Source organism: Colwellia sp., assembly GCF_013214175.1.
Lineage (GTDB): Bacteria > Pseudomonadota > Gammaproteobacteria > Enterobacterales > Alteromonadaceae > Colwellia.
Genome location: NZ_JABSPA010000003.1, coordinates 584,631 through 601,575, shown reverse-complemented (window position 1 = coordinate 601,575; position 16,945 = coordinate 584,631). Strand labels below are relative to the sequence as shown.

Below are 16,945 nucleotides of genomic sequence, written 5' to 3'. Positions count from 1 at the left end.
AACTAACACATCAAAGAAATGAAATTATGCTTTAGCAGCGGCAGCTAGTTGTGCTTCAACTTCAGCAGCAAAATCTTCTGATTTTTTCTCAATACCTTCGCCAACTTCCATACGAACGAATGCAGAAACAGTTACGCCTTTTTCTTTTAACACTTCACCAACAGTTTTCTTAGGTTCCATGATAAATGCTTGGCCTGATAAAGAAACTTCACCAGTGAACTTACGCATACGGCCGGTAACCATTTTTTCAGCGATTTCTGCAGGCTTGCCTTCGTTCATCGCCATTTCGATTTGAATGCGCTTTTCATTGGCAACAACATCAGCTGGAACATCATCAGGAGTTAAGTACTCAGGCTTACTTGCTGCAACGTGCATAGCAATATGCTTAAGTGCTTCTACATCACCTTCACCCGCAACAACTACACCAATTTTAGCACCGTGAGAATAAGAAGCTAAGTTAACACCTTCTACATATTCAACACGACGTACATTGATGTTTTCACCAATTTTAGTCACTAACGCAATGCGTTTTTCTTCAAATTGTGCTTGTAACTCTTCGATAGTCACTTTAGCGCTAAGTGCAGCATCAGCTACAGCATTGGCAAAACCTAAAAAGTTATCATCCATTGCAACGAAATCAGTCTGACAGTTAACTTCAACTATTGCAGCTGTGTTTCCTGATACTTTAATGATAATCGCGCCTTCAGCAGCGATATTACCTGCTTTTTTAGCGGCTTTTGCTTGACCGTTCTTACGCATATTTTCAATCGCAAGTTCCATGTCGCCTTCAGCTTCTACTAACGCTTTTTTACAATCCATCATGCCCGCAGCTGTGCGTTGACGTAATTCTTTAACCATAGCAGCTGTAACTGTCATAGGTATTTCCTCGATTTTCAGTTACCCCCGTAGCGCCGCTAATAATAAGCTAGCCTTGGGAATAAATATTAAATAAGTTGCCACAAAAGCAAGCTTTTGTGGCAATAGCAAAATAAAACGTGTTACAAACTGAAATTATTCAGCTTCAACAAAACCGTCTTTTTCAGCTTGTACAACGATGTTTTGCTCGCGACCACTGATTACAGCGTCAGCAACAGCGTTACAGTATAAACTTACTGCACGAATAGCATCATCGTTACCCGGTACGATATAATCAATACCATCTGGGTTAGAGTTAGTATCAACAACAGAAATTATTTTGATACCAAGGTTGTTTGCTTCTTTAATAGCAATGTGCTCGTGATCAGCATCAATGATAAATAAAACGTCAGGTAAACCACCCATGTTTTTAATGCCACCTAAACTTTTATCAAGCTTTTCCATTTCACGAGTACGCATTAACGCTTCTTTTTTAGTTAAAGCTTCAAAAGTACCGTCAGTGCTTTGAGCTTCTAAATCTTTTAAACGTTTGATTGATTGACGAACTGTTTTCCAGTTAGTCAACATACCACCTAACCAGCGATGGTTAACGAAGAATTGGTCAGATTTGATCGCAGCGTCTTTGATAGCATCACTTGCAGCACGTTTAGTACCAACAAATAACACTTTACCTTTTTTCGATGAAACATTGCTTACAAAAGCAAGTGCTTCATTGAACATAGGAACTGTTTGCTCAAGGTTGATGATATGAACTTTATCGCGTGAACCGAAAATGAATGGCTTCATTTTTGGATTCCAGTAACGAGTTTTGTGACCGAAGTGAACACCAGCTTTAAGCATATCGCGCATTGAAACGTTTGACATTGTCTTTTCCTTTATGGGGTTAAGCGTTCATACACCCAATATACACGACCTCTTCGCTTTGACTTTATAGCCAAAAACTGGGCACCCCGGTATACCTTTAATAGATGTATGTGAGTTTATAATAATGACTTACCGAGCAAAAAACTTAATAAAGTATCTTACTCAAATAGTCGATTTAAATTGTCACCAAACCAAGCCAAGCCATTCAACTAATGTACAAGACAAAAACAAAAATGATTCAACTAAAAATTTAGCGCCGCACTTTATACCATAAATCAGTTTTTTTAGCGAGAGAAAAATGATTTATCACTAAAGGAGGATTTATAGTGGGATATTCAGGCAAGGCGAGTTAAAATCACCTGAGACCCTATTTTTCACCCAAACATTCATTTTTGTAGAGTAAACAATGTCAGCAGAATTATTTTTTATTTATGACAGTCACTGTCCGTGGAGTTATGCAGCAACTCCTTTAGTTAATGCGGTAAATCAATCGTTACCTCAAGTAGCCCTTAATTTATGGCATTGTGCCTATTTTTCTGATGCTGACGGTGAAAGTGCAATCACTAAACAGCAAATAGTTCAAGTTAAAGAGCTATCATCGGTTAGTTTTTCGCCTGAATATATGAAGGCATTATCGCAAGGCAAAGACTCTACCCTATGTGCCAATTTAATGACGTGGGCGACAAATAAAACCTCCCAACAGGCATTAATGTTATTAAATGCGCTGCAAGCTGCACATTTTGGTGCCGGTAACCCTCTGAGTGAGCAAACAGATTTAAGTAACATAGTCGAAGAGTTCAAGCTATCGGTACCGGCTAAAGTTTTTAATAAAACGAAATTGACTAATGATGCTGAAGCGCAAGTACATGAGATCTATGCACTACAAGAAATTATAGCAACGCAAGCAATACCCGCCTTATTACTGGCTATAAATGATGAGTTAATCTTGCTTAATCATAATTTATACTTACAAGATCCTGACGCATTTATTGACGCGGTCAAATTAGAGTTAAACAAACACAGTTAACTTGCTATCTTATACCAAACGGATTAGTTAATTGACCAACTTAGAACTACGTTAGCGAGCTTAGAACAAACAAAGTGTGTTAAACATAGTTATTCTATATTTCATTCATTTTGTGACGTTATCAGTTTACTAACGAGTTCCCAAAGGGCGAATTTAAAAGGCTTACATGCGCCGTTATTGATTTTGAGAAGGGAGTAACCATTCACTTCAATCAATGCCTTGCCTCTAAGCCTTTTAATTTTCGCTAAGTAAACAATTAACTAGTCCGATTGGTATTAAGAGCAAGTTACTCATCTATCATGATGAAATGACAAACAATTAAAAGCATAGTCGCCAGCAACAATGCCGCTAGCGCAAACTTAAAGAGATAGAACAAGATGGCCATCACCATAAAAAGCCAAGAAGAAATCGCCAAAATGCGTATTGCCGGGCAATTAGCCGCTGATGTTTTAGAGATGATAGCACCGCATGTAAAGGCAGGTGTTAGCACAGATGAGTTAAATAGCCTTTGTGCTGAGTTTACTGAAAAAGTGCAAAATGCCATTTCAGCGCCGCTCAATTACCATGAATTTCCTAAATCGATTTGTACGTCAGTAAACCATGTCGTTTGCCACGGCATTCCTGATGATACTGTGCTAGCCGATGGCGATATTATTAATATTGATATTACCGTAATAAAAGATGGCTATCATGGCGATACCAGTAAAATGTTTATCGTCGGTGAAGGCTCCCCTGAAGATAATCGTCTCTGTCGCATTACTCAAGAGTCTTTATACCTCGCCTTAAAAAAAGTAAAACCAGGCACCATATTTGGCGAAATTGGCACAACCATTCAAAAATTCATTAAAAAATCTGGTCGATATTCTATCGTCAAAGATTATTGTGGTCACGGCATAGGTAAAGACTTTCATGAAGAGCCACAAATTGTCCACTATAAAAACAATGATAAAACTAAGATGGAAGTTGGTATGTGTTTTACTATCGAGCCCATGGTTAACTTAGGCCGTGCTAACACCATTTTAGATAAAACTGATAATTGGACTGTTTTCACCGCTGACGGTAAAAGATCTGCACAATGGGAGCACACCATAGTGGTGACCAAAACAGGTTGTGAAATTTTAACCTTACGTAAAGATGAAACCATTGCTCGCATATTACACAACTAAGACCTAAAGCATTAGTGCCCAAAAGGTAGTAGCTATAACTTAGGCCGAACAGATTAATCCGCATAGATAAAAGGTAAGCTCTTGACCAGTCACCCAGTATCAGCATTTAAAGTGCCAGAACAATTTATTGAAAACTTAGCTATCAGTGCTGACTTTTTGTCTACCCGCGATATATGCTTATTAAGCCAAACTTTTGATGAATGGTTAAAAGACGTTTTTATCGATAATGATATTAGTGACTTATTATCAGCGCGTGCACTGTTTGTCGATGCCATTTTGAAAAAGCTCTGGTGTCAGCATCACCTTGATGAGTTTCAAATCAGTTTAGTCGCTGTTGGTGGCTATGGTCGAGGGGAGCTACACCCGCAATCTGACGTTGATATTTTATTATTAACCCAAGAAGAAATTGATTTAGAACTGGAAGAAAAAATATCCAGTTTCATTACCCAACTTTGGGATATAAAACTGGATATTGGCCACAGTGTTCGCTCTATTAAAGAATGCTTAAAGCAAGCGGTAAAAGATGTCACTGTTGCCACTAACTTAATGGAAATGCGACAAGTTAGCGGTAATGAAACGCTTACTCAGCAGCTAATGCCATTATTGCATGAAGATGTTTTTTGGACCTCAGAGAAGTTCTTTATCGCCAAGTGTAAAGAGCAAGAAAATAGACACCAGCAGTACCGTGGTGCTGCCTATACACTTGAGCCCAACTTAAAAGCTAACCCCGGTGGTTTACGTGATATTCAAACCATTGCTTGGGTGGCAAAACGACATTTTTGTGCCGACTCCTTTGAAGAGCTGGTTGAACATAACTACCTCTACCCCAATGAATTTTTCGAATTATTAGAGTCACAAGATTATCTTTGGCGTATGCGTTTTGCCCTGCACTTTGTTGCAGGTCGTAATGAAAATCGGCTGTTATTTGATCACCAAGCTGATGTTGCCCGAATGATGGGCTTTGGTGATGAAGGTAAAGCTCCCGTTGAACGCATGATGAAGCGATTTTTTCGAATTATTGCCCGAGTAACTGAATTAAATACCATGCTATTACAGCACTTTGAACAGGCTATTATCAAAAAGCCTGAGCAGAGTAGCGTTAGTATTATTAATCAAGATTTTGAATTAGTTGATACCTTAATTAATACTCGTAATGACCGCATTTTTATGCGACCAGTAAAAATGATTGAAATGTTTTTAATTATTGCCCAAGAGCCCAGTATTAAAGGCATACATTCCCACACTATAAGGTTAATGCGTAATGCCCGCCGGCGCCTAATTTCAGGCTTAGTAGATTATGCTGAATGTCGTCGTATGTTTATGGCCATTATTCGTCACCCGCGCGGTTTAGGGTTAGCGTTAACCTTAATGCACAAACACAGTATTATTGCCTCTTATTTACCCTTGTGGCGCAATATCGTTGGTCAGATGCAATTCGATCTGTTCCATGCCTATTCAGTGGATGAACATAGCTACCGAGTAGTTAAAAACTTACATCAATTCAGTCAAAAAGAGCATAATCATAAATTCCCACTGTGTAGTAAAATAACGCAAAAAATACGTAAACCAGAAGTACTTTACCTGGCCGGATTCTTTCATGATATTGGTAAAGGCCGTGGTGGCAATCACGCTAAATTAGGTGCTGTCGATGCGTTGAATTTCTGCTTGTCCCACCAAATGAGTAAACACGATAGTAATATGGTGGCTTGGTTAGTGGAGCATCATTTATTAATGTCAGTTACCGCTCAACGCCGTGATATCAGCGATGAAAATGTCATTCGCACTTTCGGAGAAATTGTCCGTGATGAAGCGCACTTAAACTACCTCTATTGCTTAACCGTTGCCGACATGCGTGGCACCAACGAAAGCCTTTGGAATAACTGGAAAGCAAACTTGTTGGAAGAGCTCTACTTTAATACCTTAAGTGCTTTTCGTCATGGCTTGGAAAAACCAGTAGAAATACGTTCTAAGATTCGAGAAAATCAACAGCAAGCATTAGCCTTACTCAGTGAATACGATATTGATGAGCAAGCGATTAAAGCTTTATGGCGTGAATTCAAAATAGATTATTTTTTGCGCTACTCACCTGAACAAATAGCAAGACAATGTCACAATATACTTAAACACGATAGAGAAAAACCGCTAGTGCTAATAAGCTCGGTACCCTATCGAGGTGGCACTGAAGTGTTTATTTTCACCAAAGAGAAAAACAATACTTTTGCTAATACCGTTTCCTTTTTAGATACCAAAAAGCTATCTATTCATGATGCCAAAATAATTACCACGAAAACTGGCTTTACGGTAAACACCTTTGTCGTACTCGATAGCCGTAATAAACCGTTACGAGAACGCTTCTACACCAAAGAGATTAGCCAAGCCTTAGTTGATAAGTTAAACCAAGAGGGAGTTTGTGACCTACCAGAGCCTAAACTTACTCGGCATATCAAACAATTTAAAGTCCCCTTGCGCGTTAACTTTATAAAAATACATGTTAAAAATCGTACCATGATTGAAATAATAGCCCTAGATAGGCCGGGTCTATTATCGAATATTGGTCAAGTATTTCAAAAAGAGCAGATTAATATCCATTCAGCTAAAATAACCACCTTTGGTGAAAAAGCTGATGATGTATTTACTATATCAACCAAAGAAGATGATGCGCTAACGCCTGAAGAGCAAGAAGATTTAGCCATACGATTAACCCAAGAAATTAATTAAGCTTTATTTTATATACATTTTATAACACAAACAAAAATTACCAATAGGATTCCCTAATGACAAACTTAAAACACTTAGCCAGTGTCATTGAACAAGCGTTTGAAGAAAGAGCTAGCATTACACCAGCAACTGTTTCAAGTGAAATTAAAAACGCCGTGCTTGATGCTTTAGCCGCATTGAATAACGGTAGTGCCCGTGTTGCCGAAAAAGTAGATGGCGACTGGCAGGTAAACCAATGGCTTAAAAAGGCGGTGCTACTTTCGTTTCGTATCTGGGATAACCAAGTCATTGATGGCGCAGAAAGTACTTTCTTCGATAAAGTACCAATGAAGTATGACGGTTATACTCAAGCTATGTTTGAAGCCGACGGTGTTCGTATAGTGCCTGGCGCGAGTGTTCGTACCGGTAGTTTCATTGGTAAAAACGTTGTGGTAATGCCGAGCTTTGTTAATATCGGCGCATTTGTCGATGAAGGTTGTATGATCGATGCATGGGCTACCGTTGGCTCATGTGCACAAATAGGTAAAAACGTACATTTATCAGGTGGTGTTGGTATTGGTGGTGTATTAGAGCCGCTACAAGCTGGACCGACCATAATTGAAGATAACTGCTTTATCGGCGCACGCTCTGAAATCGTAGAAGGTGTAATAGTCGAAGAAGGCGCAGTAATTTCTATGGGCGTTTATATCGGCCAAAGTACCCGTATTTTTGATAGAGAAACAGGTGAAGTGCATTATGGTCGCGTTCCTGCTGGCTCTGTTGTTGTTCCGGGTAACCTACCATCAGCATGCGGTACCTACAGCTTATATGCTGCTATTATTGTCAAGAAAGTTGACGCTAAAACGCTAGCCAAAGTGGGTATAAATGAGCTACTTCGCTCAGTCTCTGAAGAGTAATATCTGCCCATAGCAATTAATGCTGTTAAGAAGTGTTAAAAAATTGACACTTTTTTCCTTTCTAAAGCAGATAAACTCGTTGTGGTAAAAACATCGAGTTTAGCTGCTTTTTTTATTGACCAAGCCAAACTCCTACTATTCAAATAACACTAGTATTTTCATAACACTAAAAAACCTAAAAATTATATTTTATTACTAAAAGACGCGTTGGCATAACCCTTGCCCTATTGATAGTAATTCAGTCATTGCAGTTTAACTGTCGTCATTAGGTTTGTTATGAAAGTATTTAAAATCGTTTTTGCGCTATATCTTGGTATTGCCCTTACAGCTTGTAGCAATACCACATTAGTTAAACCTACGAATCAAAAAAACCACTACTATGCTAATAATTTTAGCCACAGTAACTTTAGCGCCTATAATAAAGACTCGATAAAAAAAGCACTATCTTCAGATCATCAGTTAATGCTCTCTTTGCTTAATAGACCTATGCCTGAGGACCAACGTATGATGTTAGCTTTTGCCAAACGCCAAAAAAATTATTTTCCTGATAGCACAATAGTAGGTATTCATATAAAAGGTGATAAACATAGCGATAAATTGCTAAGTCAAAACACCTCAATTTATGCTGATATTATTGAGCAAGATATAAACGCAGTAGTCATGACGGCCATGCCTAAATAGTCACTTTCAACTATCCTAAAAAACTATTAACCTGTCATCAACAGACTTATCCATATGATTAAAGTGCTTGTCGAATGAGTCAGTATTAAAAGGCTTTCCTCGGTATAACTATCAGATTCTTTAGTGTTATAATTGCCTTCTTTAAGGCCATCAAAAGGCCATTTAAGCTCACTTTAATAGCAAATTTTTGCGAATAAGGCATATAACATGACTCAAGATGAAATGAAAAACGCAGCCGCCATCAAGGCATTAGAATTTATTGAAAACGATACTATCGTTGGCGTTGGTACGGGTTCAACCGTTAATTTTTTCATTGATGGTCTTGCTACCATGAAAAATAAAATCGCCGGTGCTGTTTCAAGCTCACAAGAGTCAACTAAACGTCTAGAAGCGCACGGTATTGAAGTATTTGATTTAAACAGTGTTGATGTCTTAGATGTCTATGTTGATGGTGCTGATGAAATCACTACTCATATGGCGATGATCAAGGGTGGCGGCGCCGCATTAACTCGTGAAAAAATCGTTGCAGCGGTAGCCAAAAAATTCATTTGTATTGCCGATGATTCAAAACAAGTAAAAGTCTTAGGTAACTTCCCTTTACCTGTTGAAGTTATTCCTATGGCACGTAGCTATGTTGCCCGTGAAATGGTTAAGCTAGGTGGTGATCCTGTTTATCGTCAAGGTGTGGTAACAGACAATGGCAACGTTATTATTGATGTTCATAACCTAGTAATCCTTGATCCAAAAGCGCTAGAAAGCCAAATTAATGCCATTGTCGGTGTGGTAACTAATGGTTTATTTGCACTTCGTGGTGCTGACATACTAGTACTAGGCAGCAGTGATGTTATTAAAGTAATCCAATAATCGCCCCTCTATCCTTTTTAAAACAATATTCACTATTCAGCATATTTATCCCTAAATATGCTTAATAAGTTCTTTAGAGTCTATACACTATATGCTATGTTAAACTTCTATTTTAGATATCTAGCCATCTAAACAAAAGTGTATTGACCTTTAACTCAGGATAAGCGAAACCAGTTTATGACCATTACCAACAAAAATTCATTAGCAAAAGACAAAATTAAGATTTTATTACTTGAAGGCTTGCACCCAAGCTCTCTTGAAGAATTAAAATCAAAAGGCTATTCAAATATTGAATCGCTAAAAACCTCGCTATCTGAAAGTGATTTAATTGAGAAAATTGCCGATGTGCACTTTATTGGTATCCGTTCACGTACACAATTAACCGAGAAAGTACTTAGTCACGCCAACAAATTAGTGGCTATTGGTTGTTTTTGTATTGGCACCAACCAAGTTGATTTAAAAGCGGCACAAAATCGCGGCATTCCCGTTTTTAACGCGCCCTTTTCAAATACTCGTTCTGTGGCTGAGTTAGTTATTGGTGAAACGCTATTATTACTTCGTGGTATTCCTGAAAAAAGTGCCAAAGCACATCGCGGAGAATGGTTTAAATCGGCTGTTGGCTCAGTAGAAGCGCGTGGTAAAGTACTCGGAATTATTGGTTACGGCCATATAGGCATGCAATTAGGTATTTTAGCCGAAACCTTAGGTATGAGAGTGCGCTTTTATGACGTCGAAACGAAATTACCACTAGGTAATGCCAGCCAATCTCCGACGCTAAATGCCTTGCTTGCAGAAGCTGACGTGGTTAGTTTACATGTTCCTGAAACAGTACAAACTCAAAATATGATTGCGCAAGCACAATTTTCAGCCATGAAAGATGGGGCGATTTTTATTAATGCTTCTCGTGGTACTGTGGTTGATATCAATGCCTTGGCACAAGCTTTAGAGTGTAAAAAAATAGCGGGGGCTGCTATTGATGTATTCCCTGTTGAGCCAAAGAGTAATGATGATGAGTTTATCTCGGCTTTACGCGGTTTTGATAATGTTATCTTAACACCACATATTGGTGGTAGCACCAAAGAAGCACAAGCAAATATCGGTTTAGAGGTAGCAACCAAGCTGGCTAAGTATTCAGATAATGGCTCAAGTTTATCTGCAGTTAACTTCCCAGAGGTTTCCTTACCTGATCACTCTATCCCTGGTCAAACAAGCACAAGTCGCTTATTACATATTCACCATAACCAGCCTGGTGTGTTGACTAAAATCAACCAAGCATTTGCAGAGCACAATATTAATATTGCCGCACAATACTTACAAACAGATGACAAGATTGGTTATGTTGTTATCGATATTGATTCTCAAGACAGTAAACAAGCACTTAAAGAATTAAAACAAATTGATGGCACTATTCGCGCCAGAATACTGCACTAACCGTTTTCATTTAAAGTACTAATTAATTCAATACTGTAATTAAAACTTTGATGACATAGAAAAAGGGTCACTATGTAAATAGTGACCCTTTTTAGTTTTACTGATACGACTTACTTAAAAGAAGTTAAATTCAGTTCAGTCCAGTAGCTGCTATTACTTCATGCTAATGGTGGTATGAATGGTTGAGCCATCTTGATGGTCCGGCTCAAACCAGCGAGCCGTCACTGACTTAGTGTAAGTCCAAAAGCTAACAACTTGTTTACCATTAGGTCCTAAGTCCCCTAATTTTGAACCACGAGAGCCGGTAAAGCTAAAGAAGGCAACAGGTACTGGGATAGGAACATTAATACCTACTTGGCCGACATCAACATCATTTTCAAACTTTCGCGCTGCCCAACCAGATGAAGTAAATAATGAAGTACCATTACCATTAGGGTTAGCATTAATAATTGCTATCGCTTCATCTAAGCTATCCGCTTCTAAAACACATAAAGCAGGACCAAAGATTTCTTGCGTATAAATGTCCATATCGGTAGTGACTTTACTAAATAATGTAGGACCAACAAAATTTCCCTTAGGGTAGCCATCTACTTGGCAATTTCTGCCATCAACAAGTAATTCCGCGCCTTGAGCGACACCAGAATCAAGAAGACTTAAGATACGTGCTTTAGCTTGTGGCGATACTACCGGACCTAAATCCGCATCGCGTTGTGTGCCCGGGCCTACTTTCATTAACTTGGCGCGTTCAACAATTTCAGGTAACCACTCACGTGCTTCACCGACAAGTATAGTGACCGGATTTGCCATACAGCGTTGACCAGCAGCGCCAAAAGCTGAGCCTAATAGATCATTGATTGCTCGGTCTTTATTAGCATCAGGCATGATCACCATATGGTTTTTCGCGCCCATCATAGCTTGAGCACGTTTACCGTGTTTGCTGGCAAGATTATAAACATGGGTACCTACCGCAGTAGAGCCAATAAATGATACGGCTTTTACCGCATCGCTTTCAATAAGCTGGTTAACCGCATCAGGTCCGCCATGGATAACATTAAGTACGCCTGGTGGAATACCTGCTTCTAATGCCAGTTCAACAAAACGTATGGTTGATGATGGCGCTTGCTCAGACGGTTTTAATACAAATGTATTACCGCAAGCAATGGCTGGTGGAAACATAAAAGCTGGCAACATTAACGGGAAGTTAAAGGCGGTAATGCCAACACCTACACCAAGTGGTTTATTTAGCGTATAAGTATCAATACCTGTAGCGGCGTTATTAGCCATTTCACCCAATTGTAAACGCGTGATAGAACAGGCATTTTCAATGGCTTCCAACGAACGCCCTACTTCGCCTTCAGCATCAGGTAAGGTTTTACCATGCTCTAGGGTTACTAATTCTGCTAATTCTTGGCTATGTTCACGGACCAAGTGCTGAAAATTCAGCATAATACGCATACGATTGGTTAAAGAAACCTTTGACCAACTTTTAAACGCTTGCTCTGCACTATCAACAGCAGCAGCCACTTCCTCACGGGTTGCCACAGGTACACGCGCGACAACTTCTTGAGTAGCTGGATTAAGTACATCTAACCAAGTATTTGTTTTAGAACGTACTTTTTTACCATTTATAATGAGTGGAATTTCTTTAATTGTCATAACAAGCCTTTAAGTATTTATTGTTAGCACAACAGTAAAGTTGCATAGAATAATCTTAACTTAAGGCTTTAATTAGCTAAGTGCTAGCTTTAAATAAATGAAAAAGTACAAGCTAAGCAAACACTTGCAAACTAATATTTACAAGTGCTTGCTAAGTGCATGTTTACCTTAACGTTAACTGCGAATCCTTGATGACTTAATATTCACTACTCATTATTAGCTACAGATTACTATCCGGGGAGTTTATCGATATATCTTTACTAGGAAGCTTTGATAGTTTTCCATTGCATTTACATTACCTTTATTACGCTGACAGACACTTTTTTGATATTGGAAATTAAAGACATCAAACCACAAATCCAGCAAATGCGCATTATTCGTTTCGCCATGCATAGCTAACACTCTAGCGCCAACCTCGGCGGTGGAAAATTGATGTTCAAGCTCGGTTTTTCTTACCGTATAACGTGAGTCTTGACCCACAGGTGATAATGCACCGTTAGAGAGTTGATTGTTATTTTCACTTTGACAAAGACCAGCAACAGCTTCAATAGCCGTTTTCGCATCAAAGGACACCATAGGAAAACGGTCTAAATAAGGACTTTTACGAAACATTTTTTTGGCTTCACGCCAACTGCCATCAAGCATAATAAAGAGCGGTCTTTTACCTTCCGGGCAAATAACCTTGTTGCTAAAAACTTGGCGGTCATCATCAGCATACTCTTGCGGAAAGACCAATAAAGGAAACCACTTTTCATCATTAAGCACGGCTAATAATTCTGGGTTCTCTTGAGTTCTAGACCATAAAAAAGCAAAGGTATCAGGAATAAGGTCGGCAATAAGTTTACCGGTATTACTCGGCTTCATTACTTCTGTGTCGTAATACAGTAGTAAAAACCCTGCGGTTGTCTCTATTTTCTGTTTACTTGGTGATAGCTCACATATGCAAAACTGCTGGGCTAACTGGCAAAGTGGGCAACGAATGACTCTTTGTCCTCGCGCTTTATAGGTGGTAGTACTGATACTTTTACGGTATTGATGTAATTTATGGACAGCGTGCATGTTTCACTAAATATGGAGATAAAAAAGACCCAGCAATTATACCAGTGCTAGGTCTTCAAATCATATGATTTGCTTTAGTTACTTTGCGTTAGCATGGTTGTCGTCTTCATCATGCTCAACTGTCACAGTAAACACATTGGTATCAGCAAGTGGCTTAATTTGCCCTTTAAGTTGCTCTTCTAACGCATCCACTTCAGCAATACTCAGACAAAGAGCTTGTGCCTTTTTTTCAATTTGAGCAGATCTTACTGTCATTTCTTTTTCTATGGTCTCGCCAAAATTTTCCATACGCGTTTCAAAGTTTTGTCCATCACCGTCTGCTGCCATCATTTGTTGGCCTATAGCAATCATGATACTGCCCATAGAGTTTAGCACCGCTTTTTCAATGGCGGACTCAATTCGTTGCTCAAAATCTTTACCGAGTAACTCTTCACTTGCTAAGCCATCAACACCAACAGATATGCCTTTTTCAATAGATAGATTGGCGATAACGTGCTCTCGAATCAGCGTTAACTCTTTGGTCAAATCAGCCGCTACACTATTGCCTTCACCCAGTAGGCCATTAAAAGCAAGGTTAATGCCATCAACAGCCAAATCAACGCCTTCAATGGCAACACTTTTCACTTGTGGTACTAGCTGGCGGATTTTTTCATCATATTTTTGCAATAAAGCTTGCTGAGTATCGGTTAGTTCAATATTCTGACTATCGATTAAAAGTTTTTTACCCTCTATAATCTTGTATAAGCTGCGCTGCTTGCCATCATGCTCACTACCCTCTTGTAAAAACTCAATCGAACTAGTGTTAATAGTAAAGCCCGCCGATAAATCGACATTACATGATTCGTGGGCAAATGCCGCCGATGATGCAAGTGAAACCGTAAGCGCACTAGCGATTAAAGTGTAGTGAAAATATGTCATGATTCTGTCCTTATGAAATTAAAGTTAACGGGTATCAATACCCATTATTCTAGCTATTAATACCTATTACCTAGATGATGTTACAAACATAGTGCCAAGTTTATTTTTATATAAATATCAAATAGATGGATTAAAATTAATATGTAGGGGCTAAAAAAATGTAAGCTAATTAGTCAAATTGACTAGTTATTAGTTTTTTAGCTTTAGTTGTGGAGGACGATGGTTCACTGTTTTGCATTTCAATTAAGCGAGACTGACAGCGCTCAAATTCAAAGGCCAGTTGTTGCCCCTGATAAAGCTCAAATATATCGACTTGCGCACTAACAATTAAATTAATTTTTTGATCGTAGAACTCATCAACAAGGGCAATAAACCTTCTTGCTTCATCATCAAGTTGCTGTAAGTCGCCCATTAACACACCGCTGCGTTGATAGCTGTCTTCAACACCTGAAAAAACAGCGGGTACCAATTTTCCTGAAAATTGCGGTACATTGGCAATAAATACTGTGGCGAAGTCTTTAGCGAGCGCCATATAATCTCGTTGACTGCGAGGGCCTGAACAGAGCGCAACAAAATCAAAGAATATGACATCCTCACTTTGAGCTAAATAGTTTAACGGTCGGTGATTAATTTCTATCACACCAGCAACTAGATGATCACTCTTGGTTAAACTTTTATAGCAAGCAGTTAATTTACTTTCACCTTGGTTAACAAGTAAAAAGTAATTGCTATAATTACCGCTGCTAGCCAATTTACTGCGTCTATGATCCACATCACCATCAATTGAAATAACCTGACAATACTGGTTAATCAAGGCGATGGTTGGTAAAAAACGCTCTCTTTGCAAGCCATTACGATAGAGTTGCTCCGGGCGACAATTAGAGGTGGCAACAAGCGTGACACCTTGAGCAAACAGTGCAGAGAACAGGCCGCTAAGTAGCATAGCATCAGCAATATCACTAACAAAAAACTCATCGAAACATAACAGCTCAATATTTTTTGCCCATGCTTTCGCTATATGGTTAAGGGGCTCAGATTTTCCGGTTAATTGGGCGAGTTGCTGATGCACACTTTCCATAAAGTGATGGAAATGGATACGTTTCTTATTTTTTATTGGTAAGTGCTGATAAAATAAATCCATTAGCATGGTTTTACCGCGACCAACTCGGCCGTGAAAGTATAACCCTGGAATGGATTTTTTAAATCTTTTGGGTGATTGCTGTCGCTCAATTAGCTGTTCGGATAGTAAAACTAAAGCATCAACAGCTTGTGTTTGAGCGGCATCAAAATCGAGCTGCTTGTTGACAAGCAGCTCTTGGTAGGCTTTTTTCATTGAATTTTTTCATCTAGCTTTTAATTTAGACGTTAGCTTATTAAAAAGTTAAGTGACGTGCATTGAAGGTACGCCCTTTCATTTTCCCTTTAGTTATCTTTCGCAACGCTAAATTTAACGCGCCTTTAGTAACAGCTACATAGGCTTTGTTATCAAGTACCGAAATTTTACCAACTTCTGAGCCTTTAATGCCATTATCACCCGTAAGTGCGCCTAAAATATCTCCAGCTCTAACTTTTTGCTTTTTACCGCCATCAATTTGAATGGTTGCCATTTTAGCTTGTGGACGTTCATAACCAAGTACAGCTGATGAAGGCAACGGCTCAGGTGTGATAACCGCTTCAAGGTAGTCTTCAAGTAAACCAACTTTATAACTTTCTTTGTCACTAAATAGTGAATAAGCAATACCTGTGCTGCCTGCTCGACCTGTTCGGCCAATTCTATGTACGTGTACTTCACTATCGCGGGCAATATGATAGTTAATCACTAAATCTAAACTATCAATATCCAAGCCACGTGCAGCAACATCAGTAGCGACAAGAATTGAAGCACTTTTGTTGGCAAAGCGTAATAATGTTTGATCTCTATCACGCTGCTCTAAATCGCCATGTAAAGCTAACACACTAAAGCCATCAAAATGTAAGGCGTCAGCAACTTGCTTGGTTTCTTTTTTGGTATTACAAAAAATAGCGGTCGATTCAACTTGTTGATCTAGTAATAATAAACGTAACGCATCTAGGCGACTGTCATCATCACTTACTTTAAAAAACTTTTGACTGATAGTTGATTGATCTTCACTAGAAGCGATTTTCACCATCACCGGATCGGTCATAATACTTTCGCTAATAGATTTGATTTGGTCTGGAAACGTGGCACTGAAAAGTAACGTTTGACGGTCAAGTGGTGTACGTCCAATAATATTATCAAGTGCCGCTTGAAAGCCCATCTCTAACATACGGTCAGCTTCATCAAGCACTAATAAGTTTAAGTTATCTAATTGTAAGGTGCCTTTTATAACGTGTTCTTCAAGACGACCTGGGGTACCAACAATAACATGTGCACCATGCTCTAAAGAACCAATTTGTGGACCAAACGGTGTGCCGCCACAAAGTGTCAATATTTTAATATTGTGAATACCACGTGCTAGTTTTCTCAATTCTTTCGCAACTTGGTCAGCCAGTTCTCGGGTTGGACAAATCACCAAAGATTGAATGCGAAACTTTTTAACTTCTAGTTTGTTAAGTAATGCCAAACCAAAAGCCGCCGTTTTGCCTGAGCCCGTTTTAGCTTCGCCAATAACATCTTTTCCCTTAAGCAATTCAGGTAAGGTTTTAGCTTGAATGGGTGTCATTTTCTCATAGCCAAGGGACGATAAGTTTTTAACTAGATCCTGTTTTAAGCTTAATGAAGAAAAAGCTAACGATGATGTAGTTGAATTAGTACTCAAAATAAACGC

The 16,945-nt window shown here is 38.9% G+C and carries 14 protein-coding genes; 7 read left to right on the top strand and 7 right to left on the bottom strand.

Going from position 1 to position 16,945, the window contains the following annotated elements; all coding sequences use genetic code 11:
• Positions 1-24: 24 nt before the first annotated feature.
• Together tsf and rpsB are read right to left on the bottom strand one after the other, a co-directional pair.
• On the bottom strand, positions 25-876 hold the full coding sequence (tsf, locus tag HRT55_RS11040; RefSeq protein WP_291621211.1) for a translation elongation factor Ts: 852 nt from the start codon (positions 874-876) through the stop codon (positions 25-27).
• 135 nt (positions 877-1,011) lie between these two features.
• Positions 1,012-1,740 carry a 30S ribosomal protein S2 gene (gene rpsB / locus HRT55_RS11035; protein WP_291621209.1) on the bottom strand — a complete coding sequence of 243 codons (729 nt, stop codon included), beginning with the start codon at positions 1,738-1,740 and terminating at the stop codon, positions 1,012-1,014.
• A gap of 406 nt (positions 1,741-2,146) precedes the next feature.
• On the opposite strand from rpsB, the gene HRT55_RS11030 reads away from it, so the two are divergent.
• The 7 genes from HRT55_RS11030 to serA all read left to right on the top strand — a co-directional run bounded on the left by HRT55_RS11030 (position 2,147) and on the right by serA (position 10,523).
• Complete coding sequence (locus tag HRT55_RS11030) at positions 2,147-2,767, top strand: DsbA family protein (RefSeq protein ID WP_291611078.1); 621 nt, start codon at positions 2,147-2,149, stop codon at positions 2,765-2,767.
• A 377-nt stretch (positions 2,768-3,144) separates the two neighbouring features.
• Positions 3,145-3,933, top strand: coding sequence for a type I methionyl aminopeptidase (gene map, locus HRT55_RS11025; RefSeq protein ID WP_291621207.1), 789 nt, complete (start codon positions 3,145-3,147; stop codon positions 3,931-3,933).
• Positions 3,934-4,014: 81 nt separating this feature from the next.
• Positions 4,015-6,651, top strand: coding sequence for a [protein-PII] uridylyltransferase (gene glnD, locus HRT55_RS11020; protein ID WP_291621204.1), 2,637 nt, complete (start codon positions 4,015-4,017; stop codon positions 6,649-6,651).
• Positions 6,652-6,707: 56 nt separating this feature from the next.
• Complete coding sequence (gene dapD, locus HRT55_RS11015; protein ID WP_291621202.1) at positions 6,708-7,547, top strand: 2,3,4,5-tetrahydropyridine-2,6-dicarboxylate N-succinyltransferase; 840 nt, start codon at positions 6,708-6,710, stop codon at positions 7,545-7,547.
• A gap of 276 nt (positions 7,548-7,823) precedes the next feature.
• Positions 7,824-8,228 carry a hypothetical protein gene (locus HRT55_RS11010; protein WP_291621195.1) on the top strand — a complete coding sequence of 135 codons (405 nt, stop codon included), beginning with the start codon at positions 7,824-7,826 and terminating at the stop codon, positions 8,226-8,228.
• A 207-nt stretch (positions 8,229-8,435) separates the two neighbouring features.
• Positions 8,436-9,092 (top strand): ribose-5-phosphate isomerase RpiA, encoded by a 657-nt coding sequence (gene rpiA, locus HRT55_RS11005; protein ID WP_291621193.1) that lies wholly within the window; start codon positions 8,436-8,438, stop codon positions 9,090-9,092.
• 177 nt (positions 9,093-9,269) lie between these two features.
• On the top strand, positions 9,270-10,523 hold the full coding sequence (serA, locus tag HRT55_RS11000; RefSeq protein WP_291621191.1) for a phosphoglycerate dehydrogenase: 1,254 nt from the start codon (positions 9,270-9,272) through the stop codon (positions 10,521-10,523).
• 153 nt (positions 10,524-10,676) lie between these two features.
• Here the strand turns inward: serA and HRT55_RS10995 are convergent, their stop codons facing one another.
• From HRT55_RS10995 to dbpA, 5 genes are all read right to left on the bottom strand, one after another.
• Entirely contained in the window at positions 10,677-12,179 is a 1,503-nt protein-coding gene (locus HRT55_RS10995) for a CoA-acylating methylmalonate-semialdehyde dehydrogenase (protein ID WP_291621190.1), read from the bottom strand.
• A 243-nt stretch (positions 12,180-12,422) separates the two neighbouring features.
• Positions 12,423-13,238 (bottom strand): tRNA-uridine aminocarboxypropyltransferase, encoded by an 816-nt coding sequence (locus tag HRT55_RS10990; protein ID WP_291621188.1) that lies wholly within the window; start codon positions 13,236-13,238, stop codon positions 12,423-12,425.
• 78 nt (positions 13,239-13,316) lie between these two features.
• Positions 13,317-14,156, bottom strand: coding sequence for a DUF2884 family protein (locus tag HRT55_RS10985; RefSeq protein WP_291621186.1), 840 nt, complete (start codon positions 14,154-14,156; stop codon positions 13,317-13,319).
• Positions 14,157-14,325: 169 nt separating this feature from the next.
• Positions 14,326-15,489, bottom strand: a complete 1,164-nt coding sequence (gene zapE / locus HRT55_RS10980; RefSeq protein ID WP_291621183.1) for a cell division protein ZapE — start codon at positions 15,487-15,489, stop codon at positions 14,326-14,328.
• A gap of 40 nt (positions 15,490-15,529) precedes the next feature.
• Positions 15,530-16,936, bottom strand: a complete 1,407-nt coding sequence (gene dbpA / locus HRT55_RS10975; RefSeq protein WP_291621181.1) for an ATP-dependent RNA helicase DbpA — start codon at positions 16,934-16,936, stop codon at positions 15,530-15,532.
• Positions 16,937-16,945 lie beyond the last annotated feature (9 nt).

Excerpts from the sequence above, each read along its gene's own strand:
- tsf (WP_291621211.1), bottom strand. The coding sequence starts at position 876 with ATGACAGTTACAGCTGCTATGGTTAAAGAATTACGTCAACGCACAGCT.
- rpsB (WP_291621209.1), bottom strand. The coding sequence starts at position 1,740 with ATGTCAAACGTTTCAATGCGCGATATGCTTAAAGCTGGTGTTCACTTC.
- HRT55_RS11030 (WP_291611078.1), top strand. The coding sequence starts at position 2,147 with ATGTCAGCAGAATTATTTTTTATTTATGACAGTCACTGTCCGTGGAGT.
- map (WP_291621207.1), top strand. The coding sequence starts at position 3,145 with ATGGCCATCACCATAAAAAGCCAAGAAGAAATCGCCAAAATGCGTATT.
- dapD (WP_291621202.1), top strand. The coding sequence starts at position 6,708 with ATGACAAACTTAAAACACTTAGCCAGTGTCATTGAACAAGCGTTTGAA.
- HRT55_RS11010 (WP_291621195.1), top strand. The coding sequence starts at position 7,824 with ATGAAAGTATTTAAAATCGTTTTTGCGCTATATCTTGGTATTGCCCTT.
- rpiA (WP_291621193.1), top strand. The coding sequence starts at position 8,436 with ATGACTCAAGATGAAATGAAAAACGCAGCCGCCATCAAGGCATTAGAA.
- serA (WP_291621191.1), top strand. The coding sequence starts at position 9,270 with ATGACCATTACCAACAAAAATTCATTAGCAAAAGACAAAATTAAGATT.
- HRT55_RS10995 (WP_291621190.1), bottom strand. The coding sequence starts at position 12,179 with ATGACAATTAAAGAAATTCCACTCATTATAAATGGTAAAAAAGTACGT.
- HRT55_RS10990 (WP_291621188.1), bottom strand. The coding sequence starts at position 13,238 with ATGCACGCTGTCCATAAATTACATCAATACCGTAAAAGTATCAGTACT.
- HRT55_RS10985 (WP_291621186.1), bottom strand. The coding sequence starts at position 14,156 with ATGACATATTTTCACTACACTTTAATCGCTAGTGCGCTTACGGTTTCA.
- zapE (WP_291621183.1), bottom strand. The coding sequence starts at position 15,489 with ATGAAAAAAGCCTACCAAGAGCTGCTTGTCAACAAGCAGCTCGATTTT.